An 18581-nucleotide genomic window follows, 5' to 3' on the forward strand; every position below is an offset into this window, starting at 1 on the left:
AAATCGTGAAGCGCGGGATGGAATCGCGCCGCATGTCTCATATGGTTTGGGCGGCGGCCTTTCGACCACCGCCCGGTCTCAATAGATGCTCGAACTCAAGACGCTCGAACTCAGAGCGTCCTGGTTACCATCTCGACGCGGAAGCACTCGATGACGTCACCGACGCGCATGTCCTCGTAGTTCTGGAAGGCCATGCCGCATTCCTGACCGCCCGGAACTTCCGAAACCTCGTCCTTGAAGCGCTTCAGGGTCTTCAGCGTGCCTTCGTGGATGACGACGTTGTCGCGGATCAGGCGCACGCCCGCACCACGCTCGACCTTGCCTTCGGTGACACGGCAGCCGGCGATCTTGCCGACCTTGGTGATGTCGAAGATCTCGAGGATCTCGGCATTGCCGATGAAGGTCTCGCGACGCTCCGGTGATAGCAGGCCGGAGAGCGCCGCCTTAACGTCATCGACGAGATTGTAGATGATCGAATAGTAGCGGATCTCGATGCCTGCCGCAGCCGCGGCCGCACGCGCCTGCACATTGGCACGAACGTTGAAGCCGATGATCGCAGCCCCCGAGGTCTCCGCCAGCGACACGTCGCTTTCGGTGATGCCGCCGGCGCCCGCATGGCCGAGGCGGGCGCGCACCTCGTCGGTGCCGAGATTGTCGAGCGCCGCGTTGATCGCCTCGATCGAGCCCTGCACGTCGCCCTTGATGACCAGCGGGAATTCCTTCAATCCGCTGGTCTGCAATTGCGACATCATCTGTTCAAGCGAGCCGCGCTGGCCGGCATGCCTGGCCACCGCCTTCTCGCGCGCCAGACGTTGGCGATATTCGGTGATCTCGCGGGCGCGGGCTTCGTTGTTGACAACGGCGAAGCGGTCGCCGGCCAGCGGCGTACCTTGCAGACCGAGGACTTCCACCGGCATTGCCGGCGGCGCTTCCTTGACCTGATCGCCGCGATCGTTGACCAGCGCGCGCACCCGGCCCCACTCGTTGCCGGCGACGAGAATGTCGCCCGGCATCAGCGTGCCGGTCTGCACCAGCACGGTTGCGACTGGGCCGCGGCCCTTGTCGAGCTGGGCTTCGATGACAACGCCTTCGGCGGTGCGGTCCGGATTGGCCTTCAGGTCGAGGATTTCGGCCTGCAGCAGGATCGCTTCGAGCAACTTGTCGAGATTGATGCCCTTGGTCGCCGACACCTCGACATCCAGCACCTCGCCGCCCATGGATTCGACGAACACCTCATGGCGCAGCAGTTCCGAGCGCACCTTCTGCGGGTCGGCGTCGTGCTTGTCGATCTTGTTGATCGCCACGATGATCGGAACGCCGGCCGCCTTGGCGTGGTTGATCGATTCGATCGTCTGCGGCATCACGCTGTCGTCGGCCGCCACCACCAGGATGGCGATATCGGTCGCCTGGGCACCGCGGGCACGCATCGCCGTGAAGGCGGCGTGGCCGGGCGTGTCGATGAAGGTAATCTTGTTACCGTTCTTCTCGACCTGATAGGCGCCGATATGCTGCGTAATGCCACCGGCTTCGCCGGACACCACGTTGGCATTTCGGATGGCATCGAGCAACGAGGTCTTGCCGTGATCGACATGGCCCATGATGGTTACCACCGGCGGACGCGGCTGCAGGTCCTCGGGACGATCGGCGATGTTGAACAAGCCCTCTTCGATGTCGGACTCGGCGACGCGGCGGACCGTGTGGCCAAATTCGGTCGCGACGAGTTCGGCCGTGTCGGCGTCGATGACGTCGCCAGGCTTCAGGATCTGGCCCTGCTTCATGAAGAACTTGACCACGTCGACAGCGCGCTCGGACATGCGCTGCGCCAGCTCCTGGATGGTGATGGTTTCGGGCAGGATCACTTCACGCATGACTTTCTCGCGTGGCTCATTATGCAACGCGCGCTTGAATTTCTCCTGACGGCGGCGCATCGACGACAGCGAGCGGGCGCGCGCATCCTCGTCGGAAAGCGCCGAATTCAGCGTCAGCTTGCCGCGGCGGCGGTCTTCCTCGCCCTTGGTCGGTTTGGCCGGACGCGCCACTTCGGGCGTGACCAGACGGCGCACTGGTGCGCCGGCACCGGTCCGCTTCGGCTTGACCTCTTCCTCGTCATCGACTGTCGCCAGTTCGGCGGCCAGCGGCGCACGGCGGCGTGCCTCTTCCTCGGCACGGCGGCGGGATTCAGCCTCGGCTTGCAGCCGTGCCTCTTCCTCGGCCTGACGGCGAGCCGATTCCTCGCGCTCGCGGCGGCGGCGCTCCTCGTCCTCGCTGCGGCGCTTGGCCTCCTCGATGGCGCGTTGGCGATCCTCGACGTCACGGACCTTCGAGCCCTCGAGAGCCCGGCGGCGTGCTTCCATTTCCTGGCGCGACAACTCGTTCAGCACCATGCCGCCGCGTTCGACCGGCGGCGGAGGCGGCGGCGCCTTGGGGGCTTCCTGCACGGCAGGCGCTGCCGCGACCGGCTTCGGCGTGAAGACGGACACAGGCGCTGCCGCCGGCTCCGGCTTGTCGCCGGGCAGCGAGAACTTGCGCTTCTTGGTCTCGACAACCACCGATTTGGTGCGGCCGTGCGAGAAGTTCTGGCGCACCGTGCCCTGTTCCATACCGGGGCGCTTCAGCGTCAAGGTCTTCTTCGGCGTAACACTCAGCGTCTTGTCGTCGCCCGATTTCGTATCGCTCATTCCATATCCTCTGCGGCATCATCTTCGTCAGCAACGGCCGCAAGCATTGCCAGATCGTCCGGGGAACCGCCCCGATATCGGTCGAGCGCAACCATGCGCTTCTGGACCGCCCTGCCCGCGTCTCCCGCGAGAACGGCAGCATGTATCACATTTGTACCCCCCAATGCCAAGCTCAACTCGGCCTCAGAGAAAAGTTTGTAAGCGCGGATCGCAGGCCCGCCGAGGTGGACGGTTGCCCGTCGCGCCTGGCTTATCTTGCGGACGCCATCGTCGGAAGCCTCGGTCGCGTGGAGCACGAAAAGTGCAAGTCCGCCGCGCACGGCGCTCTCGACCTTGGTCGCTCCGAGCGCTATGGCGCCCGCCTTGCGGGCCAGGCCAAGCATGCCCAGAGCGGACCTGGAAAGCAGCGCGTCGACCATGCCGCCAAGATCGGCTGGCACGGTCACCTGCGCCTTAAAAGCACGGGCAAACAGGTTTTTCGCCGCTGCCTTGTCTATATGTAGGCGGTCGGCGGTCACCCAGCAACCGCGGCCGGGCAGGTTTCTCTTGATGTCCGGAACGACGGCCGAATCCGGGCCGACGACGAAACGGATCAGCTCATCCGGTTCGGCTTGCCTGCGGGTGACGATGCAGGTGCGATCGTTCATCTCGTCCAAGGGCGGGTTCGGTGCGATGCGGTTTCACCTCACGCACCGACGGTTTCGTCAGCCGGCACGCCCTCGGCGGCAAGCTCGTCTTCGGTGATCCAGCCAGCCTTCAGGCGAGCGGCCAAGACCATTTGCTCGGCATCGGCGCGCGACACGCCGTGGTTGGCGAGCACACCCGGGAATACTTTCGTCTCGCCGTCCTTGCGTTCCTTCCAGCCGGTCAGGTCGTCGGCGGCGTAGCCGGCGAAATCCTCGATCGTCTTCACGCCGTCCTCGCCGAGCGTCACCATCATGGCGGTGGTGATGCCGGGAATCTCGCGCAGCTCGTCCTTAACGCCGAGCGCCTTGCGCTTCTCGTCATGCTCGGCTTCGATCTTCTCCAGATATTCGCGGGCGCGGGTCTGGATCTCCGAAGCCGTGTCCTCGTCGAAGCCGTCGATCGACGCGATTTCGCCGGAATCGACATACGCGACCTCCTCGACGCTGGTGAAGCCTTCGGAAGCGAGCACCTGGCCGACCATCTCGTCGACGTCGAGGGCTTCCATGAACAGCGACGACCGTTCAACGAATTCCTTCTGGCGCCGTTCGCTCTCTTCCTGCTCGGTCAGGATGTCGATATCCCAGCCGGTGAGCTGCGAGGCAAGACGGACGTTCTGGCCGCGGCGACCGATGGCCAGCGACAGCTGGTCGTCGGGGACGACGACCTCGATGCGCTCGGCATCCTCGTCGAGCACGACCTTGGCGACTTCCGCCGGCTGCAATGCATTGACGATGAAGGACGCGGCCGAGGGCGACCACGGAATGATGTCGATCTTCTCGCCCTGCAATTCGCCGACGACCGCCTGGACGCGGCTGCCGCGCATGCCGACGCAGGCACCGACCGGATCGATGGAGCTGTCACGGGAGATGACAGCGATCTTGGCGCGCGAACCCGGATCGCGGGCGACCGACTTGATCTCGATGATACCGTCGTAGATTTCCGGCACTTCCATGGTGAACAGTTTCGCCATGAACTGCGGATGGGTGCGCGACAGGAATATCTGCGGGCCGCGTTGTTCGCGGCGCACGTCATAGACGTAGGCGCGGACGCGATCGCCATATTTATAGTTTTCGCGCGGGATCAGCTCGTCCCGGCGGATAATCGCCTCGCCGCGGCCGAGATCGACGATGACGTTGCCGTATTCGACACGCTTGACGGTGCCGTTGACGATCTCGCCGATACGGTCCTTGTACTCGTCATATTGCCGGTCGCGCTCGGCCTCGCGCACCTTCTGCACGATGACCTGCTTGGCCGACTGGGCGGCGATGCGGCCGAAATCCATCGGCGGCAGCTGTTCGGCGATGAAATCGCCGAGCTGGGCGTCCGGATTGCGCTCGCGCGCCGAGGAAATGGCAATCTGCGTCGCGTAGTCGTCGACCTTCTCGACCACTTCCATCAGCCGCTGCAGCTTCATCTCGCCGGTATTCGGATTGATATCGGCCCGGATATTGGTTTCCTGGCCGTAGCGCGAGCGCGCGGCCTTCTGGATCGCATCGGCCATAGCGGCGATGACGATCGACTTGTCGATCGACTTTTCACGCGCGACCGCATCGGCGATCTGCAGCAGTTCAAGCCTGTTGGCGCTTACAACCATCTTCTTTCTCCCGAGCTTGTTGCCGACCTTACGGCCGGCAGCCCAATCACATTTCCTGTTCGGTTTCGTCTTCCGCACCCTCTGGTGCGTCTTCGGGTTCGCCGCGGCGTTTTCTGGCTTCCTTGCGCGCCCGGTTATCCTTCGACAGCGCATCGCGGATAAGATCATCGGTCAGAACCAGCCGCGCTTCGGCAATCGCATCGTAGGGAACACGCACCGTCGGCTCCTCGCCGTAAGCGGCCTTGTCGCGCTCGATCAGCACACCGTCCGCGTCGCTTTCGGCGATCTTGCCCTTGAAGCGCTTGCGGTCGGCGACGAGAACCGACGTTTCCATCTTCACCAGATGGCCGGTCCAGGCTGCAAAGTCCGATTTGCGGACCAGCGGCCTGTCGATGCCCGGCGACGACACTTCGAGATGATAAGCCTTCTCGATCGGATCATCGACATCGAGCGCCGGCGATACTGCCCGGCTGACCTCTTCACAATCCTCGACAGTCATCGTGCCGTCCTCGCGCTCGGCCATGATCTGCAGCGTCAGCCCGTTCTGGCCCGACAGATGCACACGTACCAAGCGGAAACCGATGGCGCGCAGTACCGGCTGAACGATCAGCGCGATGCGCGCATCGATGCCGCTTTCGCGGATGATGCGGTCGTCGCCTTCGCTTGCCGTCACTGTCATTCGGTCCCTGTCGTTCGATTCCTGCTTGGCCGGCAGGTAATAAAAAAGAGCGGGACCGGGTGGACCCACTCTTCGTCATACCGACCAAGAATTTGAAGCTGATATAGACGATCGTGGCCGTCGTTTCAAGCCCGTCGTGCATGACGGCAAGGCTCCGAGTCCGCAGCGCTGCGCCAAATGCATGGCGCCCATGCAGTAATCCTCCTTTGAGCACCGGCAACGCACGACTATCTATGTTGCATTGCACAATTGGAGCGCTCACTACGCTCGGAAGGATCCGATCATGAACAATCGTGGATTTTTTTAGCCATAGGCGACTTTTTTAGCGTGTTTGGCAGCGCCGTAGCAGCGTCGCGTGCTGTGGAAAACGGTCTCAAGCCGCGTGCGAATGATCTGCGCAATCTGGGCATGGAGCCGGCAGCCTTCGATAAAATCCGCCGCTTCTAAGCCAAGTGAACAGGAGAGCCTTCGGCCGCTCAGCTCGGACTTCCTGCTATTTCCGCACAAAGGTGAGATAGGCGGGCCGTCGGCCCTCGCGAATGGCCTTGGCCTCATAGCGCGTCCCCGGCCAGCCATCATAGGGCCGACGCCAGTCGGCTGCTTCGTTTGCCTGCCACGTGAAGGCGCCATGCGCCCGGCAATGCAGCAGCGTCCAGTTCACATAGCTGTCGATGTCTGACGCAAAGTGGAACTTTCCGCCGTGCTTCAAGACGCGCGCGAAGCGGTCGAGATTGACCGGGCTGACGAAGCGCCGCTTCCAGTGCTTCTTCTTCGGCCACGGATCCGGGTAGAGAAGGTCGATGCCGTCAAGCGAAGCCTGCGGCAGCCAGTCAAGCAGGCGTGTGGCGTCGTCGTCATAGACGCGCAGATTAGCAAGCGGCCGCTCCCGGACCGCCATCATCATCTTGGCCATGCCGTTGACGAAAGGCTCGACGCCGATAAAGCCGGTCGCCTGGCTGGCCGTGGCACGGTGCAGAAGATGTTCGCCGCCGCCAAAACCGATTTCGAGCTGGACAGCGGAAACTTCGGCTTCGAAAAGGCTGCGCAGATCGGCCGGCGGTTCAACCGTCAGATCGAGCCTGTAGGCGGCGAAGCCGCTCTCCAGCGCCGCCGCCTGCTGCGGTCGGATGGTCTTGCCGCGCCGGCGACCGAAAAACGCCTCGGTCGCACGGCTTGGCCGGTCCTTCGGGTCCATAGGCGCCGTTGTTAGGCGGCGACTGCTTCGGCGACCGGTTCGGCGAGAGCGTCCTTGAGCGCCTTGGCGAGATCGGTCTTCTCCCAGGAGAAGGATCCGTCGCGGCCGGCCTTGCGGCCAAAATGGCCGTAGGACGACGTCTTGGCATAGATCGGCTTGTTGAGATCGAGGTGGCGGCGGATGCCGGACGGCGATAGGTCCATCACAGTGCGCAGTGCACGCTCGAGCTTTGCCTCGTCGACCTTGCCGGTGCCGTGGAGGTCGACGTAGATCGACAGCGGCTGGGCGACACCGATCGCATAGGAAAGCTGGATAGTGCAGCGATCGGCAAGCTTCGCGGCAACCACGTTCTTGGCGAGATAGCGCGCCGCATAGGCGGCCGAGCGGTCGACCTTGGTGGTGTCCTTGCCGGAGAAGGCGCCGCCGCCATGGGGCGCAGCCCCACCATAGGTGTCGACGATGATCTTGCGGCCGGTCAGGCCGGCGTCGCCGTCAGGTCCGCCGATGACGAACTTGCCAGTCGGGTTGATGTACCAATTGCAATTGTCGGCGATCTTCAGGTCGCCTAGTGCTTCGCGGATATAGGGCTCGACGACGTTGCGCACCTTCTTCGAATCCCACGTCTCATCGAGATGTTGGGTCGACAGCACGATCTGCGTCACTTCCGCCGCTTTGCCGTCGACATAGCGGACTGTCACCTGGCTCTTGGCATCCGGCCCGAGCCTGCCGGCATCACCGCTGCCCTCATGGCGCGCAGCGGCCAGCAATTCGAGGATCTTGTGGCTGTAATAGATCGGCGCCGGCATCAGGTCCGGCGTTTCGCGGCAGGCATAGCCAAACATGATGCCCTGATCGCCGGCTCCTTCCTCGCCTTGCCGGTCGGAAGCGTTGTCGACGCCTTGGCCGATATCCGGCGATTGGCCGTGCAGCAGGACCTCGATCTTGGCCGTCTTCCAGTGGAAGCCGGCCTGCTCGTAGCCGATTTCGCGGATTGCCTTGCGTGCGACCGACTTGAACTTGGCCGGGTTGACAATCGGATGGCCGGCCGCATCCTTCAGGACGTTGCCCTCCTTGTCCTTCTTGAGCAGCGTCTCGGGGACGCGCACTTCACCGGCGATGACAACGCGATTGGTCGTCGCGAGCGTCTCGCAGGCGACGCGGACTTTCCACGGGTCCATGCCGGTCTTTCTGGCCTCGCGGTAGACGAGATCGACAATCTCGTCGGAGATACGATCGCAGACCTTGTCGGGATGGCCCTCGGCAACGGATTCCGAGGTGAAGAAATAATTGTGCCGCGTCACGGGTGTCCCCTCTTGAAAAAATATCGGCAGGCCGCCGATTTTGGCGCGCCAGTTGTTAACGGTGCCGGGCGCCGCTCGTCAAGTCGTGCAGCCGTTCTAGCATGAATTTTGACGTTATTATCTTTGCGTCCAGAAGACGGCGGCAGGGCGCACTACCCTCATCTCTTGCACTCACAGGCTGAAGAGAACGGTTTCGTGGAAGCATGTCGAGCAAAATCGATCCGCGCGTCGGCGCATCTGCGGAATGCACATCCCACGGTGCACTCAGCCACGAGAAATTGCATGCCCGGCTACGGCCAGTCAATCGACCTCGTCGACGGAGAGCGACTTCACAAGCTCGATGATCTTGCGACGCACTTTCACGTCGGCGATCTTGACGAAGGCGCGGTTCAGCTGGAGGCCTTCCGGGCTGCCGCAGAATTCGACGGCGGAGGTCATCGACGCATCCTCGGCAAATCCACGGTTGCCCACGGCCTCCTGACCGGGCGCATCCTCGAAAAAGAAGGCGACGGGAACGCCGAGTATCGAGGCGATTGCCTGCAAACGACTGGCGCCGACGCGATTGGTGCCTTTTTCGTACTTTTGGATCTGCTGGAACGTTATGCCGAGGTTTTCGCCCAGTTTTTCCTGACTCATTCCCAGCATATTGCGGCGAAGCCGGATGCGGCTTCCGACGTGGATGTCGATCGGATTCGGCTTTTTCTTGTTTTCTTCTGTCATTTTTTCCTCGCCGAATTTTTCCGGCTTTTTCTATTTTGCTGCCCAAACGACGCCGCGGCCCGTGCCCCAACAGAACGACCTTATCGACTTCGAGAATTTTCAGGCGCTTACAGTATGAGTTTCTAATGTGTCGGCTGTCAATTCGCCCGTAGCCTTTGCCTTACGTTCAAAATGCATGCCGCAACGGCAAGCAAAAACATGATCAGCATTCCGTTAATGCGTCGTTGGCCGGAGGAAACGATGGCTTGGTTGGAGATCGGCACACGCACATCGATGGCGCCGCGTGCGTCGATAGCCAGCGCGTCGACGATGCGTCCTCGCGGGTCGACAACGGCCGAAATGCCGTTATTGGCCGCGCGCAACAGGGGCACCCCATTCTCCACCGCCCGGATCTGCGCCTGCCTGAAGTGCTGGTACGGCCCTGGCGTGTCGCCGAACCAGGCGTCATTGGTGACGTTCACAATAAGCTCGGCTGACGTGGCGTCAACCGCGACCAGATCGGGAAAGATGACCTCATAGCAAATAAACGGCAGCGCCCGGATGCCGCCGGGCAGCGTGATCGGGTGCCGCTCATTGCCGGCCGCGAAGGTCATTGGGCCGGCGACAAGCTGCTCAAGCCCAAAGCGGCCGAGCAGATCGGCGAAAGGCAGGTATTCACCAAACGGTACCAGATGAACCTTGTCGACGGCATCGACGATTTCGCCCCTTTCGTCGATCGCCACGACCGAGTTGTAGTAACGGCTTCCGGTCGCCGAGCCGCCTTCCTCGCGAACGACGCCGGCGACCAGCATCTGGCCATCGCCGAGCATCTCTCCGATGGCAGGCAAGGCATCCGGACGTTCGGTGAACAGAAACGGCACGGAGGTCTCCGGCCACAGGATCAACTGCGGCCTGTCATGGCCGGGTTCCGGCGCTTTGGCCGAAAGCCCCATCATGGTGGCGAAGATGCGGTCACGCACCGAGGCATCCCATTTTTCCGTGAGGTCGACGGCAGGCTGCACGATACGGACGTCGAGGCTGCGGGCGGCCGGCTTTTCGGGGGCGGCGAGCCTGATATAGCCGAAGCCGGCATGGGCAACGACCAGAACGACAAGCAATGCCACGCCGAGGCGAAGATGCCGGCGCGCCGCAAGCAGGGCCGGCAGTGCAAAGACGAAGACTGCAAGCGCATTCATGCCGATCATGCCGGTCACCGACACGCTCTGCATCAGCAAAGGCACCGGCATCGCCGCATAGCCGACGGCATTCCAGGGAAAGCCGGTGAACAGGAAGCCGCGCAACCATTCCGCCAGCGCAAAGCCGAAGGCGAGCGCGGCGATGCGGCCGATGTCATTGCTCCACAACAGCCGGGCAACCACGGCGGCGAAGCCATAGAAGAAGGCCAGCGCGAGGGGGATGCCAACCACCGCGAACGGCAAGGCCCAGGCGAAGCTGTCGGCCTCGACCAGAAGCGCCGAGCCAACCCACCACAGACCGGCAAGAAAGTAGCCGAAACCGAACCACCAGCCGATGGCGAAAGCCGGCAGCAAGCGTCGCAGAACACCGTCCGAGGCTTCGCCGGTCGCGCCATCGAGAAGCCACACCAGCAGCGGGAACGAAACGAAACAGACGGCGAAGAAATCGTAAGGCGCCTGAGCGAGAACCGCCAGCGCGCCGGCAAGAAACGCCACCAGCGCGCGCCGCCAGCCCCAAAGCAGAATTATCCGGCCGGCCTGGCGCTCCATCTATGCTTCCGAGTCGTGCGAATCAGGAAGCAAGATTTATCAGGCCGCGGCCTTGGCTCCAAACCGGATAAGAGCGAACAAGTCCGCTCATAGCTATCGATGCCAGCCTTCGATCTTCAGTCCGCCCAGCCGCTCAGCCTCTTCGCGTGGGACGGAGCGGACAGTCTGGGAAAAGGTCCAGACATGGCCTTCAGGATCGCGCGCCCTGTACTGCCGTTCACCGTAGTCGGCAGGCTCCTCGACGATCTCGGCTCCCGCCGCCCTTGCACGATCACAGTGGGCATCTATCCCGTCCTTGAGGCGCGCATAGACCGACTGCGTGTTCTTGCCTGCAACTGAAGCCGGGCTGGCTATATGGTCGGCCCATTCGGAATCGATGATGATATAGCCGTCGCCGAACCGCATCTCGGAATGGACGAGCCTGCCATCGGTATCGCTGACCACCATGCTCGGCTCGAAGCCGAAAGCCTTTTCAAGCCATGTCAATGCGGCCCGCGGATCCTGGTAGAAGACGCCGGAGCCCAGTGTCGAGTGCTTGAACGGGTCCTCAATCGGCATCGAGCGAGCCGCGTCCTTCAAGCCTGCTCGGTGCGGGCGGCGCGGCGGCGGCGCTCGCCCTTCAGGGTTTCGACTATGCGCACGCGCTTGACGCGGCGTGGGTCGGCGTCGAGCACATGGAACTCGAAGCCGGGTATGGCCTGCACCACTTCGCCGCGCGCCGGCACCCGGCCAAGCGTGTTGAAGATCATGCCGCCGATCGTGTCGACATATTCGCCGTGCTCGCCGGCGGCGAAATCCTCGCCGATCATCTTGGCGACATCGTCGATCTCGGCCTTGCCGTCGACGATGAAGACGCCTTCGCCGGCCTGGGTGATCATCGGCTCGTCGTCGTCGTGCTCGTCCTCGATGTCGCCGACCACCATCTCGACGATATCCTCGAGCGAGACGAGACCGTCGGTGCCGCCATATTCGTCGATGACCAGCGCCATCTGGGTCCGTGTCGTCTGCATCCGCCCCATCAGGTCGGAGGCGAGCATCGACGGCGGCACGAACAGCACCGGTCGGATCAGGTTGAGATCGCCGATGGTGCGCGCCAGATCGACCTGGGCGAGATCGAGAACCGTTGCGACCGCGGTTTTCCTGGTCGTCCTGCCCTTTCGGACGCGGGCGACCTTGGTGATGTGCGCCAGCACGTCGCGGATATGGACCATGCCGCGCGGGTCGTCGAGCGTCTCCGAATAGACCGGCATGCGGGAATGGCCGGACTGTTCGAAGAGCCCCAGAAGATCACCCAGCTTCGTGGTGATCTCGACCGCCTCGATGTCGGCGCGCGGCACCATGACGTCCTCGACGCGCACTTCGCGCAGACGCAGGATATTGTTGAGCATGGCGCGTTCGCCGGGCGAGAAGGATTCCGCATCGCTCGCCGTTTCGGCAAGCGCACCGGCAATCTCCTCGCGCAGGCTGGTGCCGTTGCGGTGCCTGAAAAGCCCGAGCACGCGATCGAACAGGGAAGGACCGGCAGGCGATGCCTCGCTGGCGAAGCTGCCGGTCGTGGTACTCGGACTCGAGCCCTCTTCCGTCGTTTCGGAAGGCTTGATCGCACTGCCGGCATCGGGGCGGGCGGCAGTCTCTGGTTTGTCGTTCATCATCGTCCGGTCAATTGATCTTTTGTAATTACGTGTAGGGATCGGGAATGGCAAGCCTCGCAAGTGCTGCGCGCTCTGTCGCTTCCATCAGTTCCGCTTCGGCGTCGGTTTCGTGATCGTAGCCCAGCAAATGCAGCAGGCCATGGATAACGAGATGGGAGATATGGTCCTCGACCGGCTTGTCTTCCAGTGCCGCCTCGCGCGCGACCGTCTCGGCGGCCAGCACGATGTCGCCGAGCATCGGCGGCAGCGGCCCGCCCCGGGCAAACGGAAAAGCCGGAAAAGACAGGACGTTGGTCGGCTTGTCCTTGCCGCGCCAGCCGGCATTGAGCGTGCGGATATGGGCATCGTCGGAAAAGAGGATGCTGAGCTCGGAACGCCCGTCCGCACCGGTTTCGGCAAAGGCGGCCGAGACGGCATGGTCGACCAGCCGCGTCAGCGTCGTCTCGGCGGGCCAATCTCCGGCCTCGATCGCGATATCGATCTCGACGGGAAGCGGCCCCCCCGCCTTTTGCTCCTCAGCCATGCGGCCGCATAATCATATCAGCCTTCGACACCCAAGCCCCTGGCCAGCTTGCCGTCGCGGTCGTAGGCCTTGACGATCTCGGCGACCAGCGGATGCCTGACGACGTCGCCTTCGTTGAAGCGGACCGTCACCATGCCGGTGACGCCGTCGAGGATTCTCAGCGCCTCGACCAGGCCGGACTTGGTGTTTGGCGGCAGATCGATCTGGGTCGGATCGCCGGTGACGATCATGCGCGAGTTCTCGCCGAGCCGGGTCAGGAACATCTTCATCTGCATGGGCGTGGTGTTCTGCGCCTCGTCGAGGATGACGGCAGCGTGCGCCAGCGTACGGCCGCGCATGAACGCCAGCGGCGCGATCTCGATGACCTCGGCGGCAATCGCCCGCTCGACCTTGTCGGCCGGCATCATGTCGTAGAGCGCGTCATAGAGCGGCCGCAGATAAGGATCGACCTTCTCCTTCATGTCACCCGGCAGAAAGCCAAGCCGTTCGCCGGCCTCGACCGCGGGGCGCGACAGCACGATGCGTTCGACCATGCCGCGTTCGAGCAGCATTGCCGCATGCGCCACCGCCAGATAGGTCTTTCCGGTGCCGGCCGGGCCGATGCCGAAGACGAGTTCCGACCGCTCCAGCGCGCGCATATAGGCGTCCTGGTTCAGCGAGCGGGCATAGATCGTCTTCTTGCGCGTCGATATCTGGGCGGCAGACACCTTGCCCTTGCGCTCCAGTGTCGGCAGCGTCAGTTGGTCGTCGGCGGCGATCGCCATGCGCACAGCGCCGTCGACATCGGACTGGCCGATATCGGTGCCTTTCTGCAGAATTCCGTAAAGATTGTCCAAGGCGCGGCGTGCCTGCTCGGCCGCCGAGGAAGAGCCTTTGATGGTCAATTGATTGCCGCGCGAGCGGATGTCGACGCCGAGCTTCTGCTCGAGTCTGGCCAGATTCTCGTCGAATTGGCCGTAAAGGGCGCTGGCAAGCTTGTTGTTGTCGAAAGTCAGTACGATGTGCGCCATATCCGAGGCCCCCGAGGGTAGGTTCTGGGGCAGGTTCTTCACTTCAGCAGCGCTCAACCGTCTCTCCTCATCTGCCGAGACCTTCAGGCCAATTCGGCGAACAGGCTGTTGTAGCCCGTCTTCGTGATTCGTACCTGGATAATGTCACCGATTTCGCCGGCCATTTCATCAACAATAACCGGCTGCAGCCAGGGCGAGCGGCCAACCTTCTGACCGGCCTGGCGGCCCGGCTTTTCGATCAGCGTGTCGATGGTCCTGCCGATCAGGCTTGCGCCGAAATCCTGCTGCTGTTTCAGCAGTAGCGCCTGCAGCCGCTGCAGGCGCTCGTCCTTGACGGCCTCCGGCACGTGATCACTCATCTCGGCGCCCGGCGTGCCGGGGCGCAGCGAATATTTGAACGAAAAGGCCGAGGCATAGTTGACGTCTTGGACCAACTGCATGGTCGCCTCGAAATCGGCTTCCGTCTCGCCGGGAAAGCCGACGATAAAATCGCCCGACAGCGCAATGTCGTTCCGTGCGGCACGGATGCGGTCGATCAACGTCAGATAGTCCTTGGCCATATGTCTGCGGTTCATCGCCTTGAGTATGCGGTCGGAGCCGGATTGCACCGGTAAATGTAGATAGGGCATCAGCGTAGGCAAATCACGATGGGCGGCGATCAATTCATCGTCCATGTCGCGCGGATGACTGGTTGTGTAGCGCAGACGCGCCAGGCCCGGAATCTCGGCCAGCCTGAACAGCAGCCGGCCAAGGCCCCATTCTGCGCCGTTTTCACCTCTTCCATGCCAGGCATTGACGTTCTGGCCGAGCAGCGTCACCTCGCGCACGCCGGCATCCGCCAGGCGCTCGGCCTCGGCGACGATCTGTGCCACCGGCCGCGAGACTTCCGAGCCGCGTGTGTAGGGCACGACACAGAAGGTGCAGAACTTGTCGCAGCCTTCCTGAACGGTCAAGAACGCCGTCACGCCGCGCCTGATCAGTTCGGCGCGCTTCGGCTGCGGCAGATGCTCGAACTTGTCCTCGACGGCATAGTCGGTCTCGACGATCTTTTCGCCGCTCCGCGCCCTCGCCAGCACACCGGGCAGCCGGTGGTAGGTCTGCGGGCCGATGACCAGGTCGACGGCCGGCGAGCGGCGGATGATCTCGGCACCCTCGGCCTGCGCCACGCAGCCGGCGACGCCGACCAGCATTTCGCGCCCGGCCCTTGCACGCTCGGCCTTCAACTCACGGATGCGCCCAAGTTCGGAATAGACTTTTTCCGCCGCTTTCTCGCGGATGTGGCAGGTGTTGAGCAGCACCAGATCGGCCTCGCCGATAGCGTCTGTCGCGGCATAGCCGTCGGCCGCCAGCGCATCGGTCATGCGCTGCGAATCGTAGACGTTCATCTGGCAGCCATAGGTCTTGACGAAGACCTTTCTGGTCGCGGCAGGCAGAACGACTAGGTTTTCGGCGGCAGCGCCGATGTCGTCGCGTTCTATCGTGTTCAATTCCATTTCGCGGCTTCTAGCGCCTTTCCCTGACAAAAAACAGACGAATCTGGCCGGAACCTGCGCGGCTTACCGGCTTGGGCGCGGTTCGGCGAGAGCCGCCTGTACCATCTCGCGCACCTGGCGTTCCATCTGCTTTGCCGTTTCCTTGCGGCTGGAGCCCTTGGAGAAAGCAATCGCCTCGCCAAAATGCACCTCGACGTCGAGGGCGCCCTCGGCCATCAGCACCTTCAGATGCGGCATCAGCTCTTCATCGCCGATCCAGGCGGCAACCGGCCGATGCCGGCGGCCGAGCGGCACGCCATGCAGGCGCGTATAGACGATCGCCACCGGCTGGATGAAGACCTGTTCGGCCGCCCCTTCCGCAATCGCCATTGTAGCGGCGCCGAACAGCGTACTCTTGAACGGCAGGATCATGTTGCCGTCGCCGGTCGAGCCTTCGGCAAACAGCACCATGGCGTCGCCCTTAGCCATGCGGCCGGCGATCTCGCTCGCCTGGTCGCCCGACGAACGTTTGCGCTCACGTTCGATGAAGACAGTGCGCTGCAGCTTCGACAGCATGCCGATCAACGGCCAGCCGGCCATGTCGGCCCTGGCGATGAACGTCACGTCGACCATCGACCCCAGTACCATGATGTCGGTCCAGGAGATGTGGTTGGCGGCAATCAGCAATGGGCGCTGGCCGGACAGCGCCCCCTTGACATGGATGCGCAGCCCCAGCGCCCTGACGATCATCCTGTGCCAGATCTTCAGGATGAAGGTCTCGCGCCAGAGCCCGGTCCTCATCGACAGGACCTGCAGCGGCACAAGCACCAATGAGCCGACGACAACCAGCCCCAGCGCCAGGAAAATCCTGATTTTTCCGATCATCCGCACCACCCCGGCGTTTGGCTAGCGAAGATCGCGGCGCATGACAAGCGCGCCGGTCGGGCCGTGTTCCGGCGATTTGTAATAGTTGGCGCGCTTGCCGACCTCGCGGAAGCCAAGCCGCCGATAGAGCGCGATCGCAGCGACGTTGGTCTCGTCGACCTCGAGGAAAAGTGCCTCGGCGCGCTGTGCGTGCAATTCGCGCAGCACCGCATCCATCAATTGCCAGCCGAGCCCCCGGCGCCGATGCGAGCGTGCCACCGCGACCGTCAGGACCTCCCCCTCGCCGGCCGCCAGCCGCGCCAGCACGAAGCCGACCGGCGGCTTGGCGCCCTGTCCGGTCTCGCGCGCGGCATAGCCGAACACGGTGTCCTGCTCGAGCAGTGCGGCGAATTCGTCGTCGGTCCACGGCCGCGCGAAATCCTCGCGATGCAGCACCGACATGGCCGCGCTGTCGGCAATTGTCAGCGGCTCGAGCGCATAGTCCCTGCGGCGCGGCTGGAGGAACGGAATGCGCATCAGTTTTTTTGCCTCGATAAAACAAAGCCGGCCTGCGGCTTGGCGTCGGCGCCGCGCAGATAGAGCGGTTTCGGCTTTTCGCCCTCGCCCTTGGCTGCGGCCCGATGGGCATAGACGGCGATGTCGGCGGTGGCCGCCGTCCCGCCGAGATCGAAGCTGCGCCCGGCCGCCGCGGCAATTTGGGTTGCCGCCGTGCCCGCCAGAACCGGAGAGATGTCGGTCGCCATGGCTGCGGCTTGCGAGAGCGTGGTCACAGCCGGACCATAGATCAGAACCGACCTCTCATCGTAAAGCGCCGCATGGATCTCCTCGCGGCCTGCATCGAGCGCGGCGAGCACGGCGCGGCGGGGAAATATCGCTGCGGCCTCTGCGGCCAACGCCTCCAGAGTCGTCACGCCGATCGCGGGGATTTTCAGCGCCAGCGCAAGGCCGCGCGCCGCCGAGACGCCGACGCGCAGACCGGTGAAGGAGCCCGGACCGGTCGCAACGGCAATGGCGCCGAGGCCGGTAAAGTCCGTTCCGGCCGCCTTCAACGCCCCTTCGATGACACCCATCAGATGCTCGGCATGACCCTTGCCGAGATCGAGCACCGAACGGCCGAGTTCTTTCCCGGCCGCCGCGTCGTAGACGCAGGCGGCGCAGAGATTGGCGGCACAGTCGATGGCAAGCAACTTCATGAAGCGCCCGGTTGAGACAGTTTCGAAAGCAGCCTCCCTCTGCCCGCCAGGGCTGATCCCCGCAAGGGGAATATCCACAAATCTTCAGGCGACTTGCTTGGAGTGTGGGTCCAAGAAGGTAAGTTTCGACGAACGCAACTGCCACAAACCGTTGCCAGGATTAGCCGATCTGCTCGATACGCAGCACGTGATTGTCCCAGACATAGTCCGGCTCGGAACGGATCGTGCCACCGCCCTCGACAATTTCGCCGGCGCCCGTCGTCGCCATGAAGCTTTTCCCATCGGGCGCCACGCCACAGACCTCGACCAGCGCCTTGGTAGCGACGATGCGGCTGCTGGCGGTGTCGATCACGGCAAGCGAATTCCCTTCAGGCGAAGACACGGCGATGGTGCCGGCGGCAGGGTTGGCGGCGACCGAGCCGATATAGTTCCTGAAGCCGGAGAGCACGTCTTGCGACATGTCGAGCAATTGCAAGTCCTTGCCGCGCGGCGCGCGGCCGACCAGCGGGGGACGATCGGTACCCGGCCCCCTGTATTGACAGCCGAACCAGACGGTGCCGGACCGGTCGGCATCCATATGGCGGATCGACAGTTGGTGCAGCGCCGGCGGCAATTCGTGCTTTTCGGTGAGATCGCCGGTAAGGCGGTCGACCAGAACATAGGACGGCTTCATCGTTGCGATATTGAGCTCTGCGCGGCCATAATCCGGATGCGTCTCGATGCCGCCATTAGCCACAGCAATCGTCCTGCCATTGGAAAGCAGCAAAAGCTCGTGTGGGCCCATGCCGTAGGTCGGGAACTCGCCGATGCGCTTGAATTTCGCATGCGCGTCATAGACGCCGACCACGCCGGCGGCATTGTCGAAATCGTTCTCGGTGGCGTAGAGCAGCGTGCCGTCGGCCGAGAACACGCCATGGCCGAAAAAATGTCGGCCGGCAACGCTGGCAATGGTCTGCGGTTCATCGCGGCCGGTATGGTCGAAGACGACAGCAAAGGTCCCCGGCTGCCTGGCAAACACCACCGACCGCTTCGACACCGGGTCGAAAGTAACGTCGTGGCCCCGATCGGGCAGATCGATCGTGTGCAACAACTTGCCGGCCTCGGACAGGACGGCCGCGCCATAGCTGCCGTCGCGCTTGACGAAAGCGGTGGCGAAGACCGCGTCGGCGTCGAGTGTCTTTGCCCAGGCCGACGGCGCCATCGCCGCTACGAAACCAGCGCCTGCGGCCCTCAGGAAATCGCGCCGATCGATCAGCGGCGTCCTCATG

General features: G+C 63.3%; 17 protein-coding genes. All 17 read right to left on the bottom strand.

Features of this window, described 5'->3' with window-relative positions; translation table 11 throughout:
• Positions 1–110: 110 nt before the first annotated feature.
• Positions 111–2678 carry a translation initiation factor IF-2 gene (gene infB / locus NKH71_RS15045; RefSeq protein WP_352895144.1) on the bottom strand — a complete coding sequence of 856 codons (2568 nt, stop codon included), beginning with the start codon at positions 2676–2678 and terminating at the stop codon, positions 111–113.
• On the bottom strand, positions 2675–3325 hold the full coding sequence (locus NKH71_RS15050) for an RNA-binding protein (protein ID WP_023719562.1): 651 nt from the start codon (positions 3323–3325) through the stop codon (positions 2675–2677). The genes infB and NKH71_RS15050 overlap by 4 nt, the downstream gene beginning before the upstream one ends.
• Positions 3326–3363: 38 nt before the next feature.
• On the bottom strand, positions 3364–4959 hold the full coding sequence (gene nusA, locus NKH71_RS15055; protein ID WP_023719563.1) for a transcription termination factor NusA: 1596 nt from the start codon (positions 4957–4959) through the stop codon (positions 3364–3366).
• 46 nt (positions 4960–5005) lie between these two features.
• Positions 5006–5638: a ribosome maturation factor RimP gene (rimP, locus tag NKH71_RS15060; RefSeq protein WP_023719564.1), complete on the bottom strand. Its 633-nt coding sequence runs from the start codon at positions 5636–5638 to the stop codon at positions 5006–5008.
• Positions 5639–6131: 493 nt separating this feature from the next.
• Complete coding sequence (gene trmB, locus NKH71_RS15065) at positions 6132–6833, bottom strand: tRNA (guanine(46)-N(7))-methyltransferase TrmB (protein ID WP_352493771.1); 702 nt, start codon at positions 6831–6833, stop codon at positions 6132–6134.
• 11 nt (positions 6834–6844) lie between these two features.
• Complete coding sequence (gene metK / locus NKH71_RS15070; protein WP_023719567.1) at positions 6845–8134, bottom strand: methionine adenosyltransferase; 1290 nt, start codon at positions 8132–8134, stop codon at positions 6845–6847.
• A 300-nt stretch (positions 8135–8434) separates the two neighbouring features.
• On the bottom strand, positions 8435–8854 hold the full coding sequence (locus tag NKH71_RS15075) for a helix-turn-helix domain-containing protein (protein WP_023719568.1): 420 nt from the start codon (positions 8852–8854) through the stop codon (positions 8435–8437).
• Between the two features lie 137 nt (positions 8855–8991).
• Positions 8992–10578: an apolipoprotein N-acyltransferase gene (lnt, locus tag NKH71_RS15080; protein WP_352790818.1), complete on the bottom strand. Its 1587-nt coding sequence runs from the start codon at positions 10576–10578 to the stop codon at positions 8992–8994.
• 93 nt (positions 10579–10671) lie between these two features.
• A complete protein-coding gene (locus tag NKH71_RS15085) occupies positions 10672–11136 on the bottom strand; it encodes a VOC family protein (protein WP_352483240.1) in 465 nt (154 codons plus the stop codon).
• 17 nt (positions 11137–11153) lie between these two features.
• Positions 11154–12227 carry a hemolysin family protein gene (locus NKH71_RS15090; protein ID WP_352483241.1) on the bottom strand — a complete coding sequence of 358 codons (1074 nt, stop codon included), beginning with the start codon at positions 12225–12227 and terminating at the stop codon, positions 11154–11156.
• Positions 12228–12255: 28 nt separating this feature from the next.
• Entirely contained in the window at positions 12256–12753 is a 498-nt protein-coding gene (gene ybeY, locus NKH71_RS15095; RefSeq protein ID WP_352483242.1) for an rRNA maturation RNase YbeY, read from the bottom strand.
• Between the two features lie 17 nt (positions 12754–12770).
• The gene (locus NKH71_RS15100) at positions 12771–13763 is read right to left on the bottom strand and encodes a PhoH family protein (protein WP_023719573.1); all 993 of its coding nucleotides are present in this window, start codon (positions 13761–13763) and stop codon (positions 12771–12773) included.
• An 83-nt stretch (positions 13764–13846) separates the two neighbouring features.
• Positions 13847–15256, bottom strand: a complete 1410-nt coding sequence (gene miaB / locus NKH71_RS15105; RefSeq protein WP_352590845.1) for a tRNA (N6-isopentenyl adenosine(37)-C2)-methylthiotransferase MiaB — start codon at positions 15254–15256, stop codon at positions 13847–13849.
• Between the two features lie 63 nt (positions 15257–15319).
• Complete coding sequence (olsA, locus tag NKH71_RS15110) at positions 15320–16120, bottom strand: lyso-ornithine lipid O-acyltransferase (RefSeq protein ID WP_023719575.1); 801 nt, start codon at positions 16118–16120, stop codon at positions 15320–15322.
• A gap of 21 nt (positions 16121–16141) precedes the next feature.
• A complete protein-coding gene (gene rimI, locus NKH71_RS15115; RefSeq protein ID WP_023719576.1) occupies positions 16142–16636 on the bottom strand; it encodes a ribosomal protein S18-alanine N-acetyltransferase in 495 nt (164 codons plus the stop codon).
• A complete protein-coding gene (gene tsaB / locus NKH71_RS15120; protein WP_023719577.1) occupies positions 16636–17313 on the bottom strand; it encodes a tRNA (adenosine(37)-N6)-threonylcarbamoyltransferase complex dimerization subunit type 1 TsaB in 678 nt (225 codons plus the stop codon). Before tsaB ends, rimI begins: the two co-directional genes overlap by 1 nt.
• Before the next feature lie 160 nt (positions 17314–17473).
• A complete protein-coding gene (locus tag NKH71_RS15125; protein WP_023719578.1) occupies positions 17474–18580 on the bottom strand; it encodes a DUF1513 domain-containing protein in 1107 nt (368 codons plus the stop codon).
• Position 18581 lies beyond the last annotated feature (1 nt).

Source organism: Mesorhizobium sp. M0983, assembly GCF_040318975.1.
GTDB lineage: Bacteria > Pseudomonadota > Alphaproteobacteria > Rhizobiales > Rhizobiaceae > Mesorhizobium.